Annotated in this window: 19 protein-coding genes; 7 read left to right on the top strand and 12 right to left on the bottom strand. The window is 73.3% G+C overall.

Features of this window, described 5'->3' with window-relative positions:
• Window positions 1-39: 39 nt before the first annotated feature.
• Entirely contained in the window at window positions 40-693 is a 654-nt protein-coding gene (locus D3273_RS15905) for a class I SAM-dependent methyltransferase (RefSeq protein ID WP_129227872.1), read from the bottom strand.
• A complete protein-coding gene (locus D3273_RS15900; protein ID WP_129227871.1) occupies window positions 690-1,847 on the bottom strand; it encodes a glycosyltransferase in 1,158 nt (385 codons plus the stop codon). The genes D3273_RS15905 and D3273_RS15900 overlap by 4 nt, the downstream gene beginning before the upstream one ends.
• Window positions 1,848-1,946: 99 nt before the next feature.
• Between D3273_RS15900 and D3273_RS15895 the strand changes: the two genes are divergently transcribed.
• The 5 genes from D3273_RS15895 (at window position 1,947) to D3273_RS15875 (ending at window position 8,173) form a co-directional block, all read left to right on the top strand.
• Complete coding sequence (locus D3273_RS15895; protein ID WP_165359518.1) at window positions 1,947-2,906, top strand: SMP-30/gluconolactonase/LRE family protein; 960 nt, start codon at window positions 1,947-1,949, stop codon at window positions 2,904-2,906.
• Window positions 2,903-4,696 (top strand): thiamine pyrophosphate-requiring protein, encoded by a 1,794-nt coding sequence (locus D3273_RS15890; protein ID WP_129227869.1) that lies wholly within the window; start codon window positions 2,903-2,905, stop codon window positions 4,694-4,696. Before D3273_RS15895 ends, D3273_RS15890 begins: the two co-directional genes overlap by 4 nt.
• A 271-nt stretch (window positions 4,697-4,967) precedes the next feature.
• On the top strand, window positions 4,968-5,900 hold the full coding sequence (locus D3273_RS15885; RefSeq protein WP_207210792.1) for a hypothetical protein: 933 nt from the start codon (window positions 4,968-4,970) through the stop codon (window positions 5,898-5,900).
• A complete protein-coding gene (locus D3273_RS15880) occupies window positions 5,893-6,540 on the top strand; it encodes a gluconate 2-dehydrogenase subunit 3 family protein (RefSeq protein ID WP_129227868.1) in 648 nt (215 codons plus the stop codon). The genes D3273_RS15885 and D3273_RS15880 overlap by 8 nt, the downstream gene beginning before the upstream one ends.
• Window positions 6,530-8,173, top strand: a complete 1,644-nt coding sequence (locus D3273_RS15875) for a GMC family oxidoreductase (RefSeq protein WP_129227867.1) — start codon at window positions 6,530-6,532, stop codon at window positions 8,171-8,173. Before D3273_RS15880 ends, D3273_RS15875 begins: the two co-directional genes overlap by 11 nt.
• A gap of 71 nt (window positions 8,174-8,244) precedes the next feature.
• Here D3273_RS15875 and D3273_RS15870 read toward each other — a convergent pair whose 3' ends face one another.
• From D3273_RS15870 to D3273_RS15840, 7 genes are all read right to left on the bottom strand, one after another.
• Window positions 8,245-9,633 (bottom strand): HD-GYP domain-containing protein, encoded by a 1,389-nt coding sequence (locus D3273_RS15870; RefSeq protein WP_129227866.1) that lies wholly within the window; start codon window positions 9,631-9,633, stop codon window positions 8,245-8,247.
• Between the two features lie 167 nt (window positions 9,634-9,800).
• Window positions 9,801-10,502 (bottom strand): ABC transporter ATP-binding protein, encoded by a 702-nt coding sequence (locus D3273_RS15865; RefSeq protein WP_129227865.1) that lies wholly within the window; start codon window positions 10,500-10,502, stop codon window positions 9,801-9,803.
• A complete protein-coding gene (locus D3273_RS15860; RefSeq protein ID WP_129227864.1) occupies window positions 10,489-11,217 on the bottom strand; it encodes an ABC transporter ATP-binding protein in 729 nt (242 codons plus the stop codon). Before D3273_RS15860 ends, D3273_RS15865 begins: the two co-directional genes overlap by 14 nt.
• On the bottom strand, window positions 11,210-12,235 hold the full coding sequence (locus D3273_RS15855) for a branched-chain amino acid ABC transporter permease (protein ID WP_129227863.1): 1,026 nt from the start codon (window positions 12,233-12,235) through the stop codon (window positions 11,210-11,212). Before D3273_RS15855 ends, D3273_RS15860 begins: the two co-directional genes overlap by 8 nt.
• Entirely contained in the window at window positions 12,235-13,107 is an 873-nt protein-coding gene (locus tag D3273_RS15850; RefSeq protein WP_129227862.1) for a branched-chain amino acid ABC transporter permease, read from the bottom strand. Before D3273_RS15850 ends, D3273_RS15855 begins: the two co-directional genes overlap by 1 nt.
• 88 nt (window positions 13,108-13,195) lie before the next feature.
• Complete coding sequence (locus D3273_RS15845; RefSeq protein ID WP_129227861.1) at window positions 13,196-14,449, bottom strand: ABC transporter substrate-binding protein; 1,254 nt, start codon at window positions 14,447-14,449, stop codon at window positions 13,196-13,198.
• Window positions 14,450-14,616: 167 nt separating this feature from the next.
• Window positions 14,617-15,300 carry a DUF2848 domain-containing protein gene (locus D3273_RS15840; protein ID WP_129227860.1) on the bottom strand — a complete coding sequence of 228 codons (684 nt, stop codon included), beginning with the start codon at window positions 15,298-15,300 and terminating at the stop codon, window positions 14,617-14,619.
• A gap of 247 nt (window positions 15,301-15,547) precedes the next feature.
• Here D3273_RS15840 and D3273_RS15835 point away from each other — a divergent pair, with 247 nt between their 5' ends.
• Window positions 15,548-19,171, top strand: a complete 3,624-nt coding sequence (locus D3273_RS15835) for a hydantoinase B/oxoprolinase family protein (protein ID WP_129227859.1) — start codon at window positions 15,548-15,550, stop codon at window positions 19,169-19,171.
• Complete coding sequence (locus D3273_RS15830) at window positions 19,168-19,773, top strand: tetratricopeptide repeat protein (RefSeq protein WP_129227858.1); 606 nt, start codon at window positions 19,168-19,170, stop codon at window positions 19,771-19,773. The genes D3273_RS15835 and D3273_RS15830 overlap by 4 nt, the downstream gene beginning before the upstream one ends.
• Here D3273_RS15830 and D3273_RS15825 read toward each other — a convergent pair.
• From D3273_RS15825 to glpK, 3 genes are all read right to left on the bottom strand, one after another.
• Window positions 19,726-20,475 carry a hypothetical protein gene (locus tag D3273_RS15825; protein ID WP_129227857.1) on the bottom strand — a complete coding sequence of 250 codons (750 nt, stop codon included), beginning with the start codon at window positions 20,473-20,475 and terminating at the stop codon, window positions 19,726-19,728. The two genes, D3273_RS15830 and D3273_RS15825, sit on opposite strands and share 48 nt — an antisense overlap.
• A gap of 141 nt (window positions 20,476-20,616) precedes the next feature.
• Window positions 20,617-21,213, bottom strand: coding sequence for a hypothetical protein (locus D3273_RS15820; protein ID WP_129227903.1), 597 nt, complete (start codon window positions 21,211-21,213; stop codon window positions 20,617-20,619).
• 48 nt (window positions 21,214-21,261) lie between these two features.
• The gene (gene glpK, locus D3273_RS15815) at window positions 21,262-22,764 is read right to left on the bottom strand and encodes a glycerol kinase GlpK (protein WP_129227856.1); all 1,503 of its coding nucleotides are present in this window, start codon (window positions 22,762-22,764) and stop codon (window positions 21,262-21,264) included.
• Between the last annotated feature and the right edge of the window lie 57 nt (window positions 22,765-22,821).

Below are 22,821 nucleotides of genomic sequence, written 5' to 3'. Positions count from 1 at the left end.
CCCCCGCTGTCCCCGAGGGCGATGTCGGACGACGACGGCTCAGCCCTTCACCCGCCACACGCCGCTGCGCTTGACGTCGGCGTCCTCCAGCGAGCGCATCACCGGCACGTCGTAGGAGGCCAGGGGTTCGAAGGCCGTGGCGTCGAAGTAGCTGCGGCCCGGGTCGCCCACGAGCACGCGGGCGCCGCGCCGCGCGAGGCCGCGCAGCCAGGTCGTGACGGCGCCGGCGGTGTCGCGCTCGTAGAAAATGTCCGCCGCCAGCACCACGTCCCAGCCCTCGTCGCGGCCGACGAGGTCGTCGCCCCGCGCGTCCACGTCGACGCCGTTCCCGGCGGCGTTGAGCGCGATGGCGCTGAGCGCGAAGGCGTCGATGTCGGCGGCCTCCACCCGGGCCGCGCCGGCCAGGGCGGCGGCGATCCCGACCAGCCCCGACCCTGACGCGAAGTCGAGCACGCGGGCGCGGCGCACCTCACCGGCGTTGTCGAGCACGTAGCGGCCCAGCGCCTGCCCGCCCGCCCAGGCGAAGGCCCAGAAGGGCGGCGGCAGGTTCAACTGCCCGAGGTCGGCCTCGGTCTTCGCCCACAGCTCCGTGGCGTCGTCGGCGAGGTGGAGGCGGATCTCCGGCACCTGCGGCACGGGCAGGAGCCGCGTGTTGGCGCGGATGAAGGCCGCGCGGTCGAGGATCGGCGTCACCGCAGCCCCTCCGCGAGGGTCCGGTACACGCCGACGAAATCCGCCGCGACCCGCTCCGCCGTGAAGCCGTCGAGCACCCGGGCGCGGGCGGCCAGAGCGAAGCGCTCGACCAGCGCCGGGTCGTGGGCCAGCGTCACGAGGGCGTCGGCCAGCGCGTCCGGGTCGTCGGGCGGCACCACGAAGCCCTCGATCCCGTCGCGGGTGAAGGTGGCGCAGCCCGGCGTCGCGGTGGTGAGCACGGCGCGGGCCGCCGCGGCGCCTTCGAGGAGCGAGCGCGGCAGGCCCTCGCCGCCGCGGGACGGCACCAGCACGACGTGGTGCGCCCGCCACACGGCGGCGACGTCCGCCGCATGCCCGTGCCACGCGATGCCGGGCTCGGCGGACCAGCGGCGGAGCTGCTCCTCCGTCACGGCGCGGGGGTTCTCGGGGTCGGGCGCGCCGTACAGCGACAGTTCGACGGGCGCCCCGGCCGCGCGGGCGCGCCGCAGCGCTTCGACGGCCACGTCGACGCCCTTCGAGTGCACCATGCGGGCCACCAGGGCGGCGCGCAGCGGCGGCATCGGGGGCAGGGGTTGCGCGGTTTCGCGCGCCGGGTCGATCCCGGCGCCCCCCACCACCGTGACGCGCGAACCGTCGGGGTCCATCCCGAGCAGGACGGGGTCCTCGCGGTTCTCGAAGACGTGGTGGGCGCGGCTGCCCCCGAGCGGCCCGCGCAGCAGCCGGCCGAGCGCGGCGCGCGCGGCGCGCGCCTTGGCGCCCCGGCTCGCCCCCATCAGGCCGAGGCCCGTCACGGCCTGCACGCGCCGCGGCACGCCGGCCATCAGGGCGCCGAAGCCCGCGAGCACGACGAGCCGCACCGACACGAGGTGGACGATGTCGGGCCGCTCGGCGCGGAACAGCCGCGCGAAGGCGCGCGCGTGGCCGAGCATGGCCAGCGGCCCGAAATGCCCGCGCTCGTGCGCCGACGGGATCACCCGCACGCCGGCGGCCTCGATGCGGCGGCGCAGCGCGGGGTCGCGCACCCGCACCGTCACGGCCACGTCGAAGCCGGCGGCGCGCGCCGCCACGGCGACCGACAGGAAGTGGGACGCGAAGAACCAGTCTTCCGTCACGACGAAGAGCAGTCGCGCCGGACGGGCGGTTTCGACGGTCATGCGGCGGCCGCGCCCGGAAGCGTCACGGGCCCGGCGGCCGATCGGACAGGACGGGCGGGAACTTCGCTCCAGCGGTTCCGTTTCGCCACCATGAAGAGTGTGTCCCAGCTCATTCGCTCCGCCCTCGGCGGCGAGGCCCCGGCGGACAAGCCCGTGCCGGTGGAACTGCTGCTGCGCGCCGGCGCGCTCAACGGCGAGCGCCCCGGCTGGGACGCGAGGAGCCAAAGGCTGTTCTGGGTCGACATCCGCGAACCCGCCCTCCACATGTTCGATCCCGCGACCCGGAACGACGTGTCCTGGGAAATGCCGGCCTGGATCGGCTGCTACGCCCTCGACGGGGACGGCGGCGCCATGGTGGCCCTCGCCACGGGGCTCTACCACATCAGGCTCGACACCGGCACGCTGACGCCCTTCGCGCATTCGCCCTTCGACGCCCGTCGGTTCGTGTTCAACGACGGGCGCTGCGACCCGCGCGGGCGCTTCTTCGGCGGCACCATGTACCTGCCGCTGAAGCCCGGCGACATGAGCGGGGACGCGAAGAAGACGCCGCTGTGGCGCTACGACGGCGGCGGGCGCTGGACCGCGGTGACGGACCCCGTCGCCATGTCGAACGGCCTCGCTTGGAGCCCCGACGGGCGCACCATGTACCACGCCGACACCGAGCCCAAGACGATCTGGGCCTACGACTACGACCTCGACACCGGCACGCCCACCAACAAGCGCGTCTTCGCCCAGGTGGAGGTGAAGGACGCGTCCGGCGGGCCGGACGGCGCCACGGTGGATTCCGAGGGCTTCTACTGGTCCTGCATCTACGCCAACGGCGAAATGCTGCGCTTCGACCCGGAAGGCCGGATCGAGCGGCGCGTGCCGCTGCCGGTGAAATACCCGACCATGCCGGCGCTCGGCGGCCCTGACCTGAAGACGCTTTTCGTCACCTCGGCGAACCACGCCCTGTCGCCCGAGGAGCGCGCCCTCCACCCCGACGAGGGCGGCCTGTTCGCCCTGGAAGCGCCCGTTCCCGGCGTGCTCCCCAACCTGTTCTCCGGAGACTACAGATGAGCCAGACCGTCGGCGACTTCCTCATCGAGCGCCTGCATGCCTGGGGCGTGCGCAAGATCTTCGGCTATCCGGGGGACGGCATCAACGGCGTGTTCGGCGCGCTGCAGCGGGCCGGGGGCAAGATCGAGTTCATCCAGGTGCGCCACGAGGAGATGGCGGCCTTCATGGCTTCGGCCTACGCCAAGTTCACCGGCGAACTCGGCGTCTGCATCGCCACCTCGGGCCCCGGCGCGTCGCACCTGCTGACCGGCCTCTACGACGCCCGCATGGACCACATGCCGGTGCTGGCCATCGTGGGCCAGCAGGCCCGCACGTCGATCGGCGCGCATTACCAGCAGGAGCTCGACCTCAACGCCATGTTCAAGGACGTGGCGGGCGCCTTCGTGCAGACCGCCATGGCGCCGGCGCAGATGCGCCACCTCGTCGACCGCGCGGTGCGCACCGCCGTGTCGGAGCGCGTCGTGACCGCGCTGATCATCCCCAACGACCTGCAGGACGAGCCCTACGAGGAGCCGAAGAGGGCCCACGGCTTCACCTTCTCGGGGATCGGCTACGCCCGGCCCAAGGTGGTGCCCTACGAGCGCGACCTCCAGGAGGCGGCGAAGATCCTCAACGAGGGCAAGAAGGTCGCCATGCTGATCGGCGCCGGCTGCGTCGACGCCGTCGACGAGGTCATCGCCGTGGCGGAGAAGCTCGGGGCGGGCTGCGCCAAGGCGCTGCTCGGCAAGTTCGTGCTGCCCGACGACCTCCCCTGGGCGACCGGCACCATCGGGCTGCTCGGCACCGAGGCCTCGTCCAACATGATGGCCGAGTGCGACACGCTGCTGATGATCGGCTCGGGCTTCCCCTGGGCCGAGTTCCTGCCTAAGGAGGGACAGGCGCGGGGCGTGCAGATCGACATCAAGGGCGACATGCTGTCGATCCGCTACCCGATGGAGTGCAACCTCCAGGGCGATGCGGCCGAAACGCTGCGGGAACTGCTGCCGCTCCTCCAGAAGAAGGCCGACCGCTCCTGGCAGGAGAAGATCGTCGGCTGGACGGCCCGCTCCTGGGACGTGGCGGCCGCGCAGGCCAAGAAGACGGCGCATCCCGTCAACCCGCAGCGCGTCACCCACGAGCTGTCGCCGCGCCTGCCCGAGCGCTGCATCGTCACCTCGGATTCCGGCTCCTGCGCCAACTGGTACGCGCGCGACCTCAAGGCGCGCCGCGGCATGATGGGATCGCTGTCGGGCTCGCTGGCTTCGATGGGCGCGGCCGTGCCCTACGCCATCGGGGCCAAGTTCGCCCATCCCGACCGGCCCGTGGTGGCGCTGGTGGGCGACGGCGCCATGCAGATGAACAACATGGCGGAGCTGATCACCGCCGCCAAATACCATCACCTCTGGTCCAACAAGACCTTCGTGGTGTGCGTCTTCAACAACGAGGACCTGAACCAGGTGACCTGGGAACAGCGGGTGATGGAGGGCAACCCGAAGTTCGTGGCGTCCCAGCAGATCCCGAACGTGCCCTACCACAAGTTCGGCGAGCTGATCGGCTTCAAGGGGATCTACGTCGACGATCCTGAGAACCTGGCGGATGCCTGGGACCAGGCGCTGCGCTCGGACAAGCCCGTGGTGCTGGAGGTCAAGACCGACCCCGAGGTGCCGCCGCTGCCCCCGCACATCACCTTCCAGCAGGCGGCCAACTTCATGTCGATGCTGGCCAAGGGCGACCAGCGCGAGAAGAACGTCATCCTCGGCGCGGCCCGCCAGGTGATCGGCTCGCTGCTGCCGGGTCACGCCGACAAGTGACCCCGGGGCAGGGCGCGGTCGGGTCGAGTCCCGTGATCGCGTGACGATGCCGGCGGACACAGAGGCCTGGAGGTGGCGGCGCGGGCCGAGGCGAGCGGCGCCCCGGCGCCCCCCCCCACCGGGCTTCGCCCGGCTTCTCTCCCCCGCCCGGTTGGGGGAGAGCCACGAGCGGTGCCCTCCAGAACGTTCTTCCCCACGCAGCGAGGGGAGGGGGACCATGCGGAGCATGGTGGAGAAACGCCTGGGCGCGACCCACCCGAGGATGACGATCATGTCCGGCCCAACCCGCGAGGCGGATTTCGCCGACCTCGTCGACGATCCGGCCCCCGCCCACGTGGCGCGCGAGCCGCGCCCCGGCGCGCCGCTCCGGGGTTATTCCCACAGCGTCGAGATCGGCCAGGTGCGGATGGTGCACGGCGCCGCCGCCATGCTGGCGATGTCGGTGCTGGCCGACAGCGGCATCGAGCACAGCCGCGGCCAGTACCACAACCCGGCGATGTTCACGCCGCTCGTGTCCTCGACGCTGTCGATCCTCGCCAGCCTCGATGGCGCGGCCCGCTCCGAGACGAGCGCGCATCCGCTGCGGCTCGCCTCCTACGGCATCGCCATGGTGGTGGGCCTGGTGGGCACGGCGTTCCACGTCCACAACATCACCAAGAAGCCCGGCGGCTTCAGCTGGGAGAACCTGTTCTACCAGGCGCCGATCGGCGCGCCGGCGGCGCTGTCGCTGTCGGGTCTGCTCGGCCTCGCCGCCGAAGGCATCCGCGACGAGAAGCCGGGCGAAAGCCCGAAGCTGCTCGGGTTGCCGGCCGCTCCCGCCCTGGCCGGCCTGACGGCGCTGGGGCTGCTCGGCACCACCGCCGAAGTGTCGCTGCTGCACTTCCGCGGCAACTTCCAGAACCCGCTGATGTACCTGCCCGTGGCGCTGCCGCCGATCGCGGCCGCGCTGACCGCGGAAGCCGCGCTGCGCCCCCACAAGCGGCCCCGGCCGCAGGCGAAGCTGTGGCTCGGCATCACGGCCGCGCTCGGCGTCGCCGGCGTCGCGGCCCACGCCTACGGCACCCACCGCTACTCGGGCGGATGGAAGAACTGGCGGCAGAACCTGGTCGACGGCCCGCCGATCCCGGCGCCGCCGGCCTTCTCCGGCCTCGCCCTCGCGGGCTTCGCCGCCCTGGCCCTCCTCGAAAGGCACGGCGATGACTGAGCGGTCCTTCCCCGGCTACGACGTCCTCGACAAGCGCGACACCCCGTCCTGGAACGACGCCACGCGCGACGCCATCGACGAGCGCTTGAAGGTGCCGCGCGAGCCGCGCTTCTTCTCCTCCGACGAGTTCGCCACGCTGGAAGCCGTGTGCGGCCGCATCCTGCCGCAGCCGGCGGACCGGGCGGACCCCGTGCCGATCGCCGCCTACGTGGACGCCAAGATCTTCTCCGGCCAGCTCGACGGATACCGCTTCGACAAGCTCCCGCCGCAGGGCGAGGCCTGGAGGATCGGCCTCGCGGCGCTGGACCACGAGGCCCGGGACCGCCACGGTGCGCGCTTCCGCGACCTCGGCCGCGCCGACCGGGACGGCATCCTGCGCGACATGCAGCAGGGCCGCCTCGAGGGCGACCATTGGAAGGGCATGCCGCTGAAGCTGTTCTTCACGAAGCGGGTCGTCCACGACGTCACCGACGCCTATTACGGCCACCCCACCGCCTGGAGCGAGATCGGCTTCGGGGGACCCGCGAGCCCGCGCGGCTACGTGCGGATGGACAAGAACCGCCGCGACCCCTGGGAAGCCGCCGAAGGCAAGCCCGGAGAGGAAGAGCGGGCGCTGAAGGAGAACCGGCATGTCGTCTGATCCCTTCGAGCGCCCCCGTGCCGCGGACGGCCGCGCGCCCGACGTCTTCAAGATGGGCGGCTGGATCCCGATGCGGCAGAACCGCGACGGCGACGAGGTGGACTTCGCCATCGTGGGGACGGGCGCGGGCGGCGGCACGCTCGCGGCGCGTCTGGCCGAGAAGGGCTTCTCGGTCGTGGCTTTCGACGCCGGGCCCTATTTCCGCCCGCTGGAAGACTTCGCCTCCGACGAGACCGCGCAGGAGAAGCTCTACTGGAACGACCCCCGCGTCGTGGAAGGGGCCGACCCGATCGTCATGGGCGGCAAGAACTCCGGCAAGACGGTGGGCGGCTCCATGGTGCATTTCGCCATGGTGTCGCTGCGGTTCCGGCCGGAATGGTTCAAGAGCCGCTCCACGCTCGGGTACGGCGCCGATTGGCCGATCGGCTGGGAAGAGATGTGGCGCTACTACGACCAGGTCGAGAAGGACCTGTCGATCTCCGGCCCGATCAACTACCCCTGGGGGCCGCCGCGGCCCCGCTACCCTTACCGCCCCCATCCCCTGAACGCCGCCGCGGAGGTGCTGGCGCGCGGCTGCGAGGCCATGGGGATGAAGTGGACGCCGACCCCGCTCGCCACCGTGTCGGCGCCCCGCGGCGAAGCGCATCCTTGCGTGTACCGCGGCTTCTGCCGCTTCGGCTGCTCGACCAACGCCAAGCAGAGCACGCTGAACACCTACATCCCCCGCGCCATCAGGGCGGGGGCGGAGATCCGCGACCTCGCCATGGTGGGCCGCATCGAGACGGACGCGCGCGACCGCGCCACGGGCGTGCACTACCACCGCGACGGGCGGTGGCGCTTCCAGAAGGCGCGCAACGTGATCGTGGCGGGCTATGCCGTGGAATCGCCGCGCCTGCTGCTCAACTCGGCGACGGACCGTCACCGGCACGGGCTCGCCAACGGGTCGGGCCTCGTCGGCAAGTACCTGATGACCCAGCCCAACCAGGCCGTCTATGGCAAGTCGAAGGACGAGATCCGCTGGAACAAGGGCCCGCCGTCGCTCGCCATCACGGAGCACTGGAACTACGACGACCGCAAGGACTTCGACGGCGGCTACTGCTGGATGGGGCAGGGTCCCCTGCCGATCGAATGGGCGAAGACCGTCACGGCGTCCCGCGGGATCTGGGGCGATGAGCTGCGCCTCGCCATGCAGGACTACAATTACCAAGTCGGCGTGAAGATGGTCGGCGAATGCATGCCGAGCGAGGCCAACACCGTCACGCTGGCCGACCAGAAGGACCGCTACGGCCTGCCGGTCGCCAAGGTCACCTTCGGCTGGAGCGACAACGACAAGGCGCTGATCCGGCACGCGCTCGACCAGATGGAGATGAGCCTGGAGGCGGCGGGCGTCACCGACCTGTTCCGGCAGGAGGAGGACGCCAACCACCTCGGCGGCACCGTGAGGATGGGCGACGACCGCCGCACCTCGGTCGTCGACGCCGATTGCCGCTCGTGGGACGTGCCCAACCTGTTCGTCTGCGACGGGTCGGTGTTCCCGACCGTCGGCGGCGTCAACCCGTCCCTCACCATCCAGGCGATCGCGCTGCGCACGGCGGACCGGATCGAGCAGCTGGCCGCCCGCGGCGACATCTGACACCGGCGGTCGCAGGTCGCAGGTCGAAGGTCGCGGTCGCCGGGGGGGGAGCGGGGACGCGCGCCGCCCGTTCAGGCGACGCGCCCCAGTTCGGCGGCCATCCGCTCCAGCGCGCGCTCCAGCGCGGCGAAGCAATCCGGATCGAAGGCCCGGCCCACGTCCTCGCGCATGATGGCGAGCGCCTTCGGCACCGGCATGGCGGCGCGATAGGGACGGTCGGCCGTCAGGGCGTCGAAGACGTCGGCCACCGACACGATGCGGGTTTCGGGCTCGATCTCCCCGGCTTCGAGCCCCCGGGGGTAGCCCCGGCCGTCGAGGCGCTCGTGGTGGGCGCCGCCGATCCGCGCCATCTCGCGGAACGGCGTGACGCGCTCGAGGATGCTTTCGGACAGGACGGCGTGGTTGCGCATCTCGACCCATTGCGCGTCGTCGAGCTTGCCGTTCTTGTCGAGGATGGCGTTGCTCACGCCGAGCTTGCCGATGTCGTGCAGCAGGGCGGCGCGCCGGAGCCAGCGGCGGCGCTCGGCGCCGTAGCCCATCTCGGCGGCCACGAGGTCGGCGTAGACGGCCACGCGCTCCGAATGGCCCGACGTGAAGGGGCTCTTGGTGTCGATGACGTGGGCGAAGGCGCGCGCGATGTCGTCGAGGTAGTCGTCGTCGATCGCCGCCGCGGGGCCGGCGGGCTCCATGTCGAAGACCGCGGCGTCGAGCCCGTCCGACTCGAGCACCTCCCAGAAGCCCGGCTCCGCCGCGGCGCGCTCGAACCCCGCCACGATCGCGGGGTCGAACCAGGATCCGCAGCGTTTGCGGGCTTCGGCCATCGCCGCGTCCCGCCCCGTCGAGCGGTGGAACACGTCGACGACCTGGGCCAGCAGGGCGACGCGGGAGGGAACGGGGATCGCGTTTCCGGCGAGGTGGTCGGGGCGTCCGCCGCCGTTCCAATGCTCGTCGAGCGAGTGGATGCCGTCGCAGACGGCCTGGGGCAGGCGCAAACTCGCCGCGATGGCGGCGCCCCGCTGGCACCGCGTCTCGATCAGGCCGTCGACGATCCTGCCGCCGTTCTGCATGATGTTGAGGATCGCCCGCAGCCGGTCCGACAGGCCGGCTTTCATGCCCGTGTGGGAGAAGACGAAGCCCAGCACGCTCGGCAGGCTGTCGTTGACGGCCTTGAAGTCGCGCTTGAAGCCGATGTCGTCCGACAGGTACAGTTCGCAGATCCTGGCCGCGTTGCTCGAACAGCCGAGGTCCTTCATCATCACCGTGTAGTACAGGTTCCACAGGTCGGGCGGCGCGAGGCCGAGCGCACGGCCGACGTGCATGCCGATCCAGGTCGCCCGCACGCAGTGGCCCTGCGGCTGTCCCTCCGTGAGGTCGAGCGCGTGGCTCAGCGCGCCCAGGATCTCGGACAGGCGGACCGTCCCGGGCCGTTCGCCGCCGCCGCGTTCTGACCCGGTCCGCATGTGCCGCTCCCGCCTGATGCCCCGACATGCGGCGGGGACGGTTTCCCCATCCTTGATCGTTTCCGTCCGTTCCCGCGGCCCCCGGGCGTTTCGCCGGACAGCGTGAACCGTTCATCCTGGCGGGGCACCGGCGCCGCGCCACACGGGCTCCGCCCCGGCCGCCGGCGTCAGATGCCGAGGTAGGCCCGGCGGACGTCGGCGTCGGCCGCCACCGCGGCGGCGGGGCCCGACATCACCACGCGCCCCGTCTGCAGCACGTAGGCGCGGTCCGCGATGGCGAGCGCTTCGGCCAAGCGCTGCTCGACGATCAGCACCGTGACGCCGAGCCCCCGGATGCGGGTGACGGCGGCCAGGATGTCGTCGACGAGCTTCGGCATGATGCCCTGGCTGGGCTCGTCGAGCATCAGCAGGCGCGGCTTGGTCATCAGGGCGCGGCCGATGGCGAGCATCTGCTGCTCGCCCCCCGACAGGGTTTCGGCCCGCTGGGCGAGCCGCTCCTTCAGCCGCGGGAACAGCTCGAAGACGAGGTCGAGGGGCCCGAAGCGGTCGGGGTCGTGGCGCCGCGCGTAGGCGCCGAGGCGGAGGTTGTCCTCGACCGACAGGCGGGGGAACAGCCGCCGCCCTTCCGGCACCAGCGCCACGCCGAGCCGGGCGATGCGGTGCGGCGCCAGGCGGCGCAGGCTCTGCCCTTCGAAGGTGATGGTCCCTTCCGTGGCGACCTGGCCCGCGATGGTCTTCAGCAGCGTGCTCTTGCCCGCCCCGTTGGCGCCCACCACGGCCACCACCTCGCCGGCCTCGACCGCGACGTCGACGCCCTGCAGCGCCTTCAGGCCGCGGTAGCTGGCCGACACGCCTTCAAGCCTGAGCATAGCGGTCCCCCAGGTAGGCGCGGATCACCTCGGGGTCGCGCACGACCTCGGCGGGCAGCCCGGTGGTGAGCACGCGGCCGAGGTTCAGCACCACGGCGCGGTCGATCAGGGGCAGCAGCACCTCCATGACGTGCTCCACCATGACGATGGTGATGCCGCGGTCCCGCAGGTCGCGGACGAGCTGGACGCCGTTGCGCGCCTCGGCGGGGGTCAGGCCGGTCAGCATCTCGTCGAGCAGCAGCACGCGGGGCTCGGTGGCGAGCGCCCGCGCGATCTCCAGCCTGCGCTTCTCCGGCGGCGTGAGGGACACGGCCGGCGCGTCGATGCGCGCGGACAGGCCCGCCGTGTCGATCACGGCTTCGGCGCGCCGCATGGCGTCGCGGGCCGCCCCGGCGCGGGTGAAGGCCCCCACCATGACGTTCTCCAGCACCGTCATCGAATCGAAGGAGCGCACCACCTGGAACGTGCGGGCGATGCCGGCGCGGGACGCCGCGACGGGCCCGAGCCCGGAGATGCGGCGCCCGTCCAGCCGGATCTCGCCGCGGTCGGGCGCGACCTCGCCCGAGATGGCGTTGAACAGCGACGTCTTGCCGGCGCCGTTGGGGCCGATCAGCCCCAGGATCTCGCCGGCCCGCACGTCGAAGGAGATGTCGGAATTCGCCTGCACGCCGCCGAAGCGCTTCGACAGTTCGCGCACTTCCAGGAGCTCAGCCACGGCCGCGTCCCCCCGCGAGGCCGCGGGTGCCGAACAGGCTGACGAGCCCGGCGGGCCGCGCCAGCGACACCGCGACGATGAGGCCGCCGTAGATCATCAGGTCGACGCCGCTGCCCGACGAGCCGAGGTAGGAGCGCGACAGCTCCGACACGGGGATCAGCACGGCCGACCCCAGCAGCGGCCCCCACAGCGTGCCGACCCCGCCGAGGACGGCCGGCAGGGCGATGAGGATCGAGAAGCTGCCGGCCAGGATGCTGTCCGGGTCGATGTAGCCGACATATTGCGCGTAGATGGCGCCCCCCACCCCGGTGAGGAAGCCGCTGATGGCGGCGGCGGCCATCTTGGACGGGAACACCCGGACGGCGAGCGAGCGGGCCGCCGTGACGTCGTCCTTCACGGCGCGCCAGCTGTAGCCCCAGCGCGAGCCCTCGACGAGGTAGGCGACGGTCCAGGCCGCCGCCGCGAAGCCGAGGGTGACGTAGATCCACGGCAGCTTCGACACGCCGAACTGCAGGTACAGCCAGCTCCGGCCCGCGATCGGCACCGTGAGGCCGCTGGCGCCGCCCACGAAGTCCCAGTTGATGAAGAGCAGGTAGCCGATCTCGCCCACCACCACGGTGGCGACCGCGTAATAGTGGCCCGACAGGCGGAAGCAGGGCCAGCCGACCAGCAGCGCACCGACGCCGCCGACGAGCCCGCCGGCCACCATGCCGAACACCGGCGGCAGGCCGAGGTCGAGCAGCAGCATCGTCGACGTGTAGCCGCCGAGGCCGAAATACAGCGCGTGGCCGAGCGAGACCTGCCCGCAATAGCCGCCGAGCACGTTCCAGGCCTGCGACAGGCCGGCGTAGAGCAGGACGAGGATGAGCAGGTTCTGGGTGTAGACGTCGGAGATGAACCAGGGCAGGGCGGCGAGGGCGGCCAGCAGGGCGGCGCCCAGGGCGAGTTCCCGCCGCCGGCGGCGCAGGATGGCGTTGGGGCGGCGGGGCGCGGGGGCCGGGGCGCGCGCGTCCGTCATCAGATCTTCCCGAACAGGCCGCGCGGGCGCGACACCAGCACGAGGAGGTAGACGGCGAACATGCCGACCTGCTTCAGCGACGGCTCCAGCGCCAGGGCGGTGAGGCTCTCGACGAGGCCGATGAGGAGCCCCGCCGCCAACGCCCCCAGCATGGAGCCGAAGCCCCCGAGCGCCACCGTGACATAGGCGATGACGGCGAAGTTCAGCCCGACGCTCGGCGACACGTAGTAGAAGGTCGACAGCATGGTGCCCGCCACCCCGACGGTGGCCGCGCCGATGCCCCAGCCGAAGGCGAAGATGCGGTCGCGGTCGATGCCGATCAGCGCCACGGCGTCGCGGTCCTCGCGCGTGGCTTCCAGCGCCCGGCCGAACTCGGTGCGGGACAGCGCCAGCAGGCCCGCGAAGGCGAGGAGGCAGACGAGGCCGGCCGCCACCTGGGGCAGGGGCAGGAACACCGGGCCCAGCGCGACGGTGCGGTTCGACAGCCACCCGTCGTTGATCGACCGGAACTCGCCCCCGAAGGCGAACTGCGCCGCGCCGCGCAGGAAGATGGCGAGGCCGAAGGTGACGAAGATCTGCACCATGCCGCGGTTGGACGCCACCGACAGGGCCCGGGCGATCAGCAGGCGGTACACCGCCACGCCGCCGCCGAACATGATCAGCGCCACCACGGGCAGGAGCAGCAGCGCGTCGACGTGCAGCGCCCCGTGCAGCGCCAGCACGGCGAACATGGACAGCATCAGCATCTCGCCATGGGCGAAGTTGACGACGTCCATCAGGCCGAAGATCAGGCTCAGCCCCGCCGCCACCAGGGCGTAGATCAGGCCCATCAGCAACCCGCTGACGACGGCCTGCAGGACGAGGGCGGTCATGCGGGGCGCCCCCGCGCGCCGGACCGTCCGGCCGCCCGCGCCACGATCCCCTGTCGGGGGAGGCCCACCCGCGCCACGCCCGATCCCCTCACTGGCCGACGGTCCACACCGGCTCGGCGACGGCGACCTCGGCCGGCCACACCGTGCGGTAGGCGCCCTCGTGCACCTGCTGGATCACCGGCGTGCCGTCCGTGTTCTGGCCCGTGGCGTCGAACCTGACGCCCGTCCACGGCATGATGGTGTCGACGCCCTTCACGTCGGTCCTGGTCAGGGCGTCGCGGATGTCGGCCGGCTTCGCCGAGCCCGCGCGGTCGATGGCGTCGGCGAGCACCTGCAGCGCCGTGACCTGGCGCGCCGTGTTGTCGTTCAGGCCCTTGTTCTGCTTTGCCCGGTACAGCGCGCTCACGGGGATGATCGCCGGGCGCGTCTTCACGGCGTCGCCCGCGTAGGAAGAGCGCGACAGCACGCCCTCGGCGAGGTCGCCCGCGCCCGTGATGAAGCTCTGCTCCTGGAACCCCGCCGCCTGGGCCAGGATGGCGGGCGGATGGTAGCCGACCTCGTTCATGGCCCGCATGACCAGGATGGCGTCGCTGACGTAGGACGAGGGCATCAGCACGTCGGCGCCTGCGGCCCGCAGCCGCTGCGCTTCGGCGCTGAGCGAGGGCGAGTTGGCGCGGTAGCGGATGTCGGCCGCCACCGCGATGCCGTTGTCGGCGGCGAGCTTGCGCTGGATGTTGGACGAATCGGTGCCGAAGATCGAATCCTCGTAGAACAGCGACACGCTCTTCACCGGATGCCCGGTCTTCGCGCCGACGTCCTTGTAGAAGGCGAACATGGCTTGGGAGAAGTTCGCGTCGTTCGGCGTGGTGCGGAAGAACCACTTCAGCCCGCGCTGGCTCAGGCTCGGCGACGAATTGTCGGCGGAAATGTAGGGCACCTCGTAGCGCTCGCAGACCTGGCTGATCGTCGCCGCCGTGGCGGACGAGAAGGAGCCGATGATCGCCACCACCTTGTCCTGCGTGATCAGCCGCTCGGCCTCGGCGCGCGCCTTCTGGGGATCGTTGGCGTGATCGGCGTAGACGAGCCGGACCTTGGCGCCGCCGAGCCTCGCGAGCCCGCCGCCCTGGCCCATCAGCATCGGCAGGGGGTCGTGCCGCCCGTTGATGATCTCGGCGGTGACGTCGTAGGCCGCGTGCGCGTCGGCGCCGATCTGGGCGCTGTTGCCGCTCAAGGGATAGACGATCCCGATCGGAACGTCCTCGGCGGCGGCCGCCGCCCGCCCGAAGGCCAGGAGGGCGGGGGCCGCGAGGGCGGCGCCGAGCAGCGTGCGTCTCTGGATCATCGCGGTCTCCGGTCGGGCGCGAACCGCGCCGATGCAGTGAATCGGGCTTGAGCGCAGCAAGGGGCGTGCCGCCGGGCGCGATCACCCCCGCCGCCTCATGCCGCCGCCGTTCGGCGCCTCCGTCGACCTCGCCGGGGCGGCCGGCGCGCCCCGGCGATGGGCGGGCCTCACGCCACCACGGGCATGTCCGCGATCCGGTACTCGTGGCGGATCGTGCGGCCCAGCACGGGATCGTCGAGCTCCATGCGGAACGCCGCGGCGGGGCGGATGCCGCCGATCGCCGGCACGGTGCCGCACAGCATGGCGGTGCCGGGCGCAAGCCCGCCCGCGAGCGCCAGCAGCTCGTCCGGCCGGCGCAGCCCCGCCGCGGCGCCCTCCTGGTAGAGCCGCCAGCCGCCCGCGGCGTCGGGCACGGAGGCCCGCAGCACGATCCTGTCCCAATGGTCCGCCACCTCGGCGAAGCGCCACAGCGCCGACGCCACGGGCTTGCCGCAGAGCTGCTTCGAATGCGGCACCGACCAGGCCTCGGCCTTCCTGTCGGTGTGGTCGGAGCCGACGCCGATCAGCAGCCCGTCCCCGGTCACGACGAGCAGCGGCTCCACCTCCCCCGAACTGTCCGGCCCCAGCACCTGCAGGACGTCGGCCTGGGTCAGGAGGTCGGCCGAAGCGGCGTAGAACAGCGGCGTGCGGCTCGGCGGCGCGATGCCGAGCGCCGCCAGCTCCTCGATGTGGTGCCGGAGAGCCGCGGGGTCGCGCCCGGCCCAGCCGGCGACGACCAGCCGCTCGGGGCGGAAACGCAGCGCCGCCGAGCCCCCGGCGGAGTCCACGCGGAACGAGAGAGCGTCGATCATGGGATCCGGTCCTCCATTTCGCGCCGCCGTTGGAACGGGACGTGCTTCGCCTGCGACGTGTGTCACGCTGGAACCGCCACATGCCAGCCGGAAAGGGGGCGCCCGTCTGCGAACGGGAGGACGAGCGCCGCGCACGATGCTGGCCGCCGGCCTGCGCCGCCCGGCAGGCTGGGCTATACGTCCGTCGGCTGCCGGACGGCGGGCGTCCCGGCCCGGCACCGTTTCCACCGAGATCGAGACCTCCCGCATGACCCATCCCACCGTCCCGGCGTCCGGCTGGCAGTTCTGGATCGACCGGGGCGGCACCTTCACGGACGTGGTGGCGCGGGCGCCCGACGGCGCGCTGTCGACCCACAAGCTGCTCAGCGAGAACCCCGGCCGCTACGCCGACGCCGCCGTGGCGGGCATCAAGGCGGTGCTGGGGCTCGCGCCGTCCGAGCCGATCCCGCCCGGCCTCGTCGATGCGGTGAAGATGGGCACCACGGTGGCCACCAACGCGCTGCTGGAGCGCAAGGGCGAGCGCACGCTGCTGCTCGTGAACCGCGGCTTCGCCGACGCGCTGCGCATCGGCAACCAGGCCCGCCCGCGCCTGTTCGACCTCGCCATCACGCTGCCGACGCTGCTGCACGAGCGCGTCGCGGAGGTCGGCGGGCGCGTCGGGGTGGATGGCGCCGAGGTGGAGCCGCTCGACCTCGACGGCGCCCGCGCGGCGCTGGACGCCGCCCGCCGCGACGGCATCGGCGCCGTGGCGATCGCCCTGATGCACAGCTGGCGCTGGCCCGACCACGAGCGGCGCCTGGCCGACCTCGCGCGCGAGGCGGGCTTCGCTCAGGTGTCGGCCAGCCACGCCGTCAGCCCGCTGCTGCGCCTGATCCCCCGCGCCGACACGGCCGTGGTCGACGCCTACCTGTCGCCCGTGCTGCGCCGCTACGTCGACCGGGTGGCGGCCGAGCTCGGCGGCACGCGGCTCTACTTCATGCAGTCGCACGGCGGCCTGGCCGAAGCCCACGCCTTCGCGGGCAAGGACGCCATCCTGTCCGGCCCCGCGGGCGGCATCGTCGGGGCGGCGCGCACCGCCGCGCTCGCCGGCTTCGACCGCGTGATCGGCTTCGACATGGGCGGCACCTCGACCGACGTGGCGCTCTACGCCGGCGCCTTCGAGCGCTCCTTCGAGACCGAGGTGGCGGGCGTGCGGGTGCGCGCCCCCATGATGGCGATCAACACGGTGGCGGCCGGCGGCGGCTCGCTGCTGCATTTCGACGGTCTGCGCTTCCGCGTGGGGCCCGACAGCGCCGGCGCCGACCCCGGCCCCGCCGGTTACCGCCGCGGCGGCCCGCTCACCGTCACGGACGCCAACATCCTGGTCGGCAAGATCCAACCCCGGCACTTCCCGGCGATCTTCGGGCCGAACGGCGACGCCCCGCTCGACGCCGACGCCGTGCGGGCGGGCTTCGAGCGCTTCGCCGGCGAGATCGCCGCCGCCACCGGCACGGCGCGCGACCCCCGCGCCGTGGCGGAAGACTTCCTGCGCATCGCCGTCGCCAACATGGCCCAGGCGATCAAGCAGGTGTCGGTGCAGAAGGGCCACGACGCATCCGCCTTCGCGCTGCAGTGTTTCGGCGGCGCCGGCGGGCAGCACGCCTGCCTGGTGGCCGACGAGCTCGGCATCGACACCGTGCTGCTCCACCCTTTCGCGGGCGTGCTGTCGGCCTACGGCATGGGGCTGGCCGACCAGACGAGCCTGCGCGAGCGTGCCGTCGAGCTCCCGCTCGACGACGCCGCGCTGCCGGCGCTGGAAGCGGTCGCCCGCGACCTCGGCGCCGAAGCGCGCGCCGCCCTGGCGGCCCAGGGCGTCGCCGCCGGGGCGATCGCGGTCGAGAGCACCGTCCACCTCCGCTATGCCGGCACCGCCACCGCGCTGCCGGTGCGGCTCGGGCCGCTCGACGCCCTGCGCGACGCCTTCACGGCCGCCCACCGCGCCCATTTCGGCTTCGCCACGCCCGAGCGCGGCCTCGTCGCCGAAACCGTGGCGGTGGAAGCCACGGCGCCCGGCGAGGCCGTGACCGAGGCCGAGCTGCCCCGGCGCGGCGCCGGCGCCCCCGAGCCGATCGACCGCGTCGCGCTGTGGAGTGGCGGGCGTTCCCACGCGGCCCCGGTGTTCGACCGGCCCGCCCTGATGGCCGGCGACAGGGTCGAGGGCCCGGCGCTGATCCGCGAAGCCATCGCCACGATCGTCGTGGAGCCCGGCTGGGCCGCGGAAGCGACGCCGCTCGGCCACGTGGTGCTGCGCTGCGCCGCGCCGCGGGCCGAGGCCACAGGCGCGGACGCGTCGCGGCCGGACCCGATGCGGCTGGAGCTGTTCAACAACCTGTTCATGCACGTCGCCGAACAGACCGGCGCGGTGCTGCGCAACACGTCGCTGTCGGTCAACATCCGCGAGCGGCTCGACTTTTCCTGCGCGATCTTCGACGCCGACGGCAACCTCGTCGCCAACGCGCCCCACGTGCCGGTGCATCTCGGCGCCATGGGGGACAGCGTGAAGGCGGTGATCCGCAGCCGCGGCGCCTCGCTGAAGCCCGGCGACGCCGTGGCACTGAACGACCCTTCGAACGGCGGCACGCACCTGCCGGACATCACCGTCATCACGCCCGTGTTCGGGCCGGACGGGCGTGCGATCCGCTTCTTCGTCGGCTCGCGCGGCCACCACGCCGACGTCGGCGGCACCACGCCGGGCTCGACGCCGCCCTTCTCGCGGCGGTTGGCGGAGGAGGGCGTCGTGCTCGACGACCTGCTGCTGGTCGACGGCGGCCATTTCCGCGAAGCCGAGTTCCGGGCGCTGCTGGCCGGCGCCGAGTTCCCGGCCCGCTCGCCCGACGTCAACGTGGCGGACATCAAGGCCCAGGTGGCGGCGAACCGGGGCGGCGCGGCCGAACTCGAGCGCGTCGTCGCGCGCCACGGCTGGGATGTCGTGTCGGCCTACATGGGCCACGTCATGGACAACGCCGAGGAAAGCGTGCGGCGCCTGCTGACGCGGCTCGACGGTGGCGCCTTCGACTACGCGATGGACGACGGCACGCCGTTGCGGGTGAGCGTCACGGTGGACCGGGACGCGCGCGAGGCGGTGGTGGATTTCACCGGCACGGGGCCGCAGCGGCCGGGCAACTTCAACGCGCCCGCGGCCGTGACGCGGGCCGTGGTGCTCTACGTGTTCCGCTGCCTCGTCGGCACGGACGTGCCCCTGAACGACGGCTGCCTGAAGCCGATCCGCATCGTGGTCCCGCCCGGCACCTTCCTGTCGCCGGCGCCGGGCGCCGCCGTGGTGGCGGGCAACACGGAGGTGAGTCAGGCCGTGTGCAACGCCCTGTTCGGCGCGTTGGGGGCCATCGCCTGCAGCCAGGGGACCATGAACAACCTGCTGTTCGGCGACGCCACGCGGCAATATTACGAGACCGTGGCCGGCGGAACCGGCGCCGGGCCGGGCTTCGACGGCCAGTCCGCCGTGCAGACCCACATGACCAACACCCGCATGACCGACCCCGAGGTGCTGGAGCTGCGCTATCCGGTGCGGCTCGACGGGTTCTCCATCCGCCGCGGCTCGGGCGGCGCGGGGCGGTGGCGCGGCGGCGACGGCACCGTGCGGCGCATCCGCTTCCTCGAGCCCATGACGGCCGTGGTGGTGGCGTCGCGCCGCACGGTCGCGCCCTTCGGCCTCGGCGGGGGCGCCGACGGCGCGCCGGGACGGCAATGGGTGGAGCGGGCCGATGGCACCACCACGGCGATGGGCGGCTCGGACCGCGCCGAACTCGCGCCGGGCGACGTGCTGGCGCTCGAAACGCCGGGCGGCGGGGGATACGGGGCGGCCGACGCGTGACGGACGCCGAGAGGACCTTCGCGCTCTGCGCGAGCCTGCTGCGCTCCGGCCATCCTGGGGCCGCGGCGGTGCTCGACGGCTGCCTGCGCGCCTTCCCCGACGAGGCCGCGGGCTGGCGCCTGCTGGGCGACACGCTGGCCGACCTCGGCCAGGCGGAAGCCGCGCTGGTGTGCCTCGACCGCGCCCGCCGTGCGGCGCCCACCCCCGACCTTTGCCTGCGCGTCGGCGCGGCCCTGCAGGCGCTGGGCCGCCCGGCCGCCGCCCGCGCCGCCTTCGCCGAGGCCGCCGCGCTCGACCCGCGCTCGGTGCGCGCCCGCTTCCTCGAAGGGGTCGCCGCGCAGGACGCCGGCGACCTCGCCGGGGCGGAGGGCGCCTACGCGGCCGCGCTGGCGCTCGATCCGTCGTCGGCCGAGGCGGCGCTGAACCTCGGCACCGTGCGCCAGGAGGGGGGCGACGTCGCGGGGGCCCGCGCCGCCTACGGGGCGGCGGTGCGGATGCGGCCGGACAGCTTCGGGCGCGCCGCCCAGGCGCTCAGCGCGGCGCGCGCGGGCGAGCTATGGCTCGATCTCGGCGCCCTGCGCCGGAGCTTCGAGGGCGCCTGACCGCCCGCGCCGCGCGCGGTGCCGCCGCCGGTAGGTGCCGGGCGTCGACAGCAGCGCGTGCGCGGTGGCGCCGTAGGCTTCCGCCCCGGCGGGGTCGAGCGCGCCGACGTCGAGGTCGAGCGGCTCCCGCGGCACCGGGAAGCACTGCGCCACGGGGGTGCCGCGCGGCAGCACCCCCGCGAAGCCGGGGTCCTTCCACTGGGCCGGAAACAGGATGCCGACGGCGGTGAAGCGGTCGGCGTCGACCAGGCCGGTCAGCAGGCGGAACGGCAGGTCCTCGCGGTTCGCCGGATGGGTGGCGAAGAGCGACCAGCCGGGCGGCAGCTCCACCGTCCAGAAGCTGTTGAACTTCACGATGGCGCGGTCGGCGCGGTGGAACGGCGAGCCCTCGACCTGGGCGGGCGCGTGGAACGACAGGGGCGAGCGCGGATGCGCTGGGAGCGACGGCGCCGGCAGGTCCCAGTCCCACGACAGCCGCCCGCCCGCCACGCGGACGTCGCAGGGCAGCGGGATCACGAAGCCGTGCGCCATGGCGTCGACGAAGGGCGGGCATTGCTTCACGGTCCGCACCGGGCCGCCGTGCAACTCCGAGGCGGCGGTGGCCGGCATGGCGCGCAGCCAATCGGGCAGGGCGGCGCGGGCCGGCACGGGGGCTGGGATGTGGCCGAGGAGGGCCGGGTCGCAGCGGAAGCGGATCTTCATCGGCGGGGCATGTCGGCGCGGCGTGGCGGCTCCTCGGCCGGCATGGCGGCTCGGGACGACGCGTCCGCGGCGTGGACGCCCTGCGGGACGTCGCTCACGACCTTGTCCCGAGGCTGTCCGTTCTGGGAACGCCGGCAGGCTTCAGCGGCCGTGGCGGGGCGCATCGCCGTCTCCCTCGTCGCTGGATCCGATGTGCCGGAGCAGGACGCGCTTCTCGCTCCCGTCGGCCGCGGTGTTTGGAAAGTGGTGGCGCAGGATCGCCATGGCGCCACCCGCATCGACGTCCAGCATCCGCATCAGCCCGCGGATGTCCGCCGCTTCCCGCTCACCCTGCGCGGCGTCGAGGACCCGCATGGCTTTCAGCTTGAGGGCGAGACGGTAGGGAGCCGTCGGGACGAGCACGTCGAGGCCGGGTGCCCCGCTCCGCGGGAACGAGCCGAATTCGGCGTGGTCCGCCGCGTGGTCGGCGAGCGGGCTCAGGTGGAACGTCACGGCGTCGCCGAGCCAGTCCCCGGACCAGCCGTTGCGCTCGGCGATGTCCCGTACGACCGCCGACAGCCAATCGGGCCAGGGGAGGCCGATGGCGGCGACGTCGACGTCCTCGGGGGCGAAGCGGACATCGCTCGCCAGCATCAGGGCGGCCCCGTCGTAGACGGCCAGTTCCAGGCGCGTCCCGTTCGCGAGGGCCGCGGCGCCGATCGCCTCGAAGGCGGCGATCAACGCCTGCCGGTCGAACATTCGCGCTCCCGACACGCCCGCCGCTCCCGTCGCGCGGCGCTGCGCCGCTCACCCCTGCCGGGGCATCATGGTCCGGGCGACGGCGTCGCGCCAGCCCGCCAGCTTGGCGTCGCGGCGCGCCGGCGCCATCGCGGGCTCGAACCGCCGCTCCAGCTTCCAGCCGCGGGCGAACTCGTCCGGCGCCGGGTAGAGCCCGGATCGGAGCCCCGCGAGGTAGCCGGCGCCGAGCGCGGTGGTTTCCAGCACGGCGGGGCGGTCGACCGGCGCGTCGATCATGTCGGCGACGCTCTGCATCGTGTAGTCGCTGGCGCTCATGCCGCCGTCGGCGCGGATCACCGCCGCGTGGGCGGCGTCGCTCCTGTCGTCGGCCCGCATGGCGTCGACGAGGTCGCGGGTCTGGAAGGCGGTCGATTCCAGGGCCGCGCGGGCGATCTCGCGCCGGCCCGAGCCGCGCGTCAGCCCCGTGATGGTGCCGCGCGCTTCCGCGTCCCAGTGCGGCGCGCCGAGGCCCACGAAGGCCGGCACGAGGTAGACGGGCTGGTCGGGATCGGAATCGGCCGCGAGGTCGCCGGTTTCGGCCGAGGAGCGCACGAGGTGGAGCCCGTCGCGCAGCCACTGCACGGTGGCGCCGGCCGAGAAGATCGAGCCTTCCAGCGCGTAGGTCCGCACCCCGTCGAGCTGGTAGGCCACCGTGGTGAGCAGGCGGTGGGTCGAGCGCACCGGCGTGCGCCCGGTGTTGAGGAGCACGAAGGCGCCGGTGCCGAAGGTGGCCTTGACCATCCCGGGCGCGAAGCAGGCCTGGCCGATCAGCGCCGCCTGCTGGTCGCCCGCGATGCCGCGCACCGGAAGGGCGCGCCCGAGGTGGCGGGGTTCGGTGGTGCCGAACTCGGCCGCGCAGTCGCGGATCTCGGGCAGCATCGCCATCGGCACGCCGAACAGCCGGCACAGGTCCTCGTCCCAGGCGCCCCGGCGGATGTCGCTGAGCGCCGTGCGGGACGCGTTGGTGGCGTCCGTGGCGTGGACCTCGCCCCCCGTGAGGTGCCACAGCAGGAAGCTGTCCACCGTGCCGAACAGCAGCTCGCCGCGCTCGGCCCGGGCCCGGGCGCCCTCGACGTGGTCGAGGATCCAGGCGGCCTTGGTGGCGGAGAAATAGGGGTCGAGCAGCAGGCCGGCGCGGTCCTGCACCAGGGCTTCGGCGCCGGCGCGCTTGAGCTCCGCGCAGGTGCCGGCGGTGCGCCGGTCCTGCCACACCACCGCGCGGTGGATGGCCTCGCCGGTGCGGCGGTCCCACACGAGCGCGGTTTCGCGCTGGTTGGCGATGCCGAGCGCCACGACGGTGAACCCCGCCTCCTCGGCGCGCGCCATGGCGATGCGGGCGGTGGAGATCGAGGTGCGCAGCAGGTCCTTCGGGTCGTGCTCGACCCAGCCGGGGTGGGGGAAGTGCTGCGGGAACTCCTCCTGGGCGGAGGCCACCGGCATGGCGTCCGGGCCGAACGCGATGGCGCGGGTGGAGGTCGTGCCTTGGTCGATGACGAGGATGGCGCCGGGCATGGGGAGACTCGGGGGAAGGGACGTTCGTCGAGGGTGCGTCGCCCGATGGGCCCCCGC

The organism is Lichenibacterium minor, from assembly GCF_004137685.1.
Taxonomy (GTDB): domain Bacteria; phylum Pseudomonadota; class Alphaproteobacteria; order Rhizobiales; family Beijerinckiaceae; genus Lichenihabitans; species Lichenihabitans minor.
This window is presented reverse-complemented; position numbering and strand designations above follow the sequence as displayed.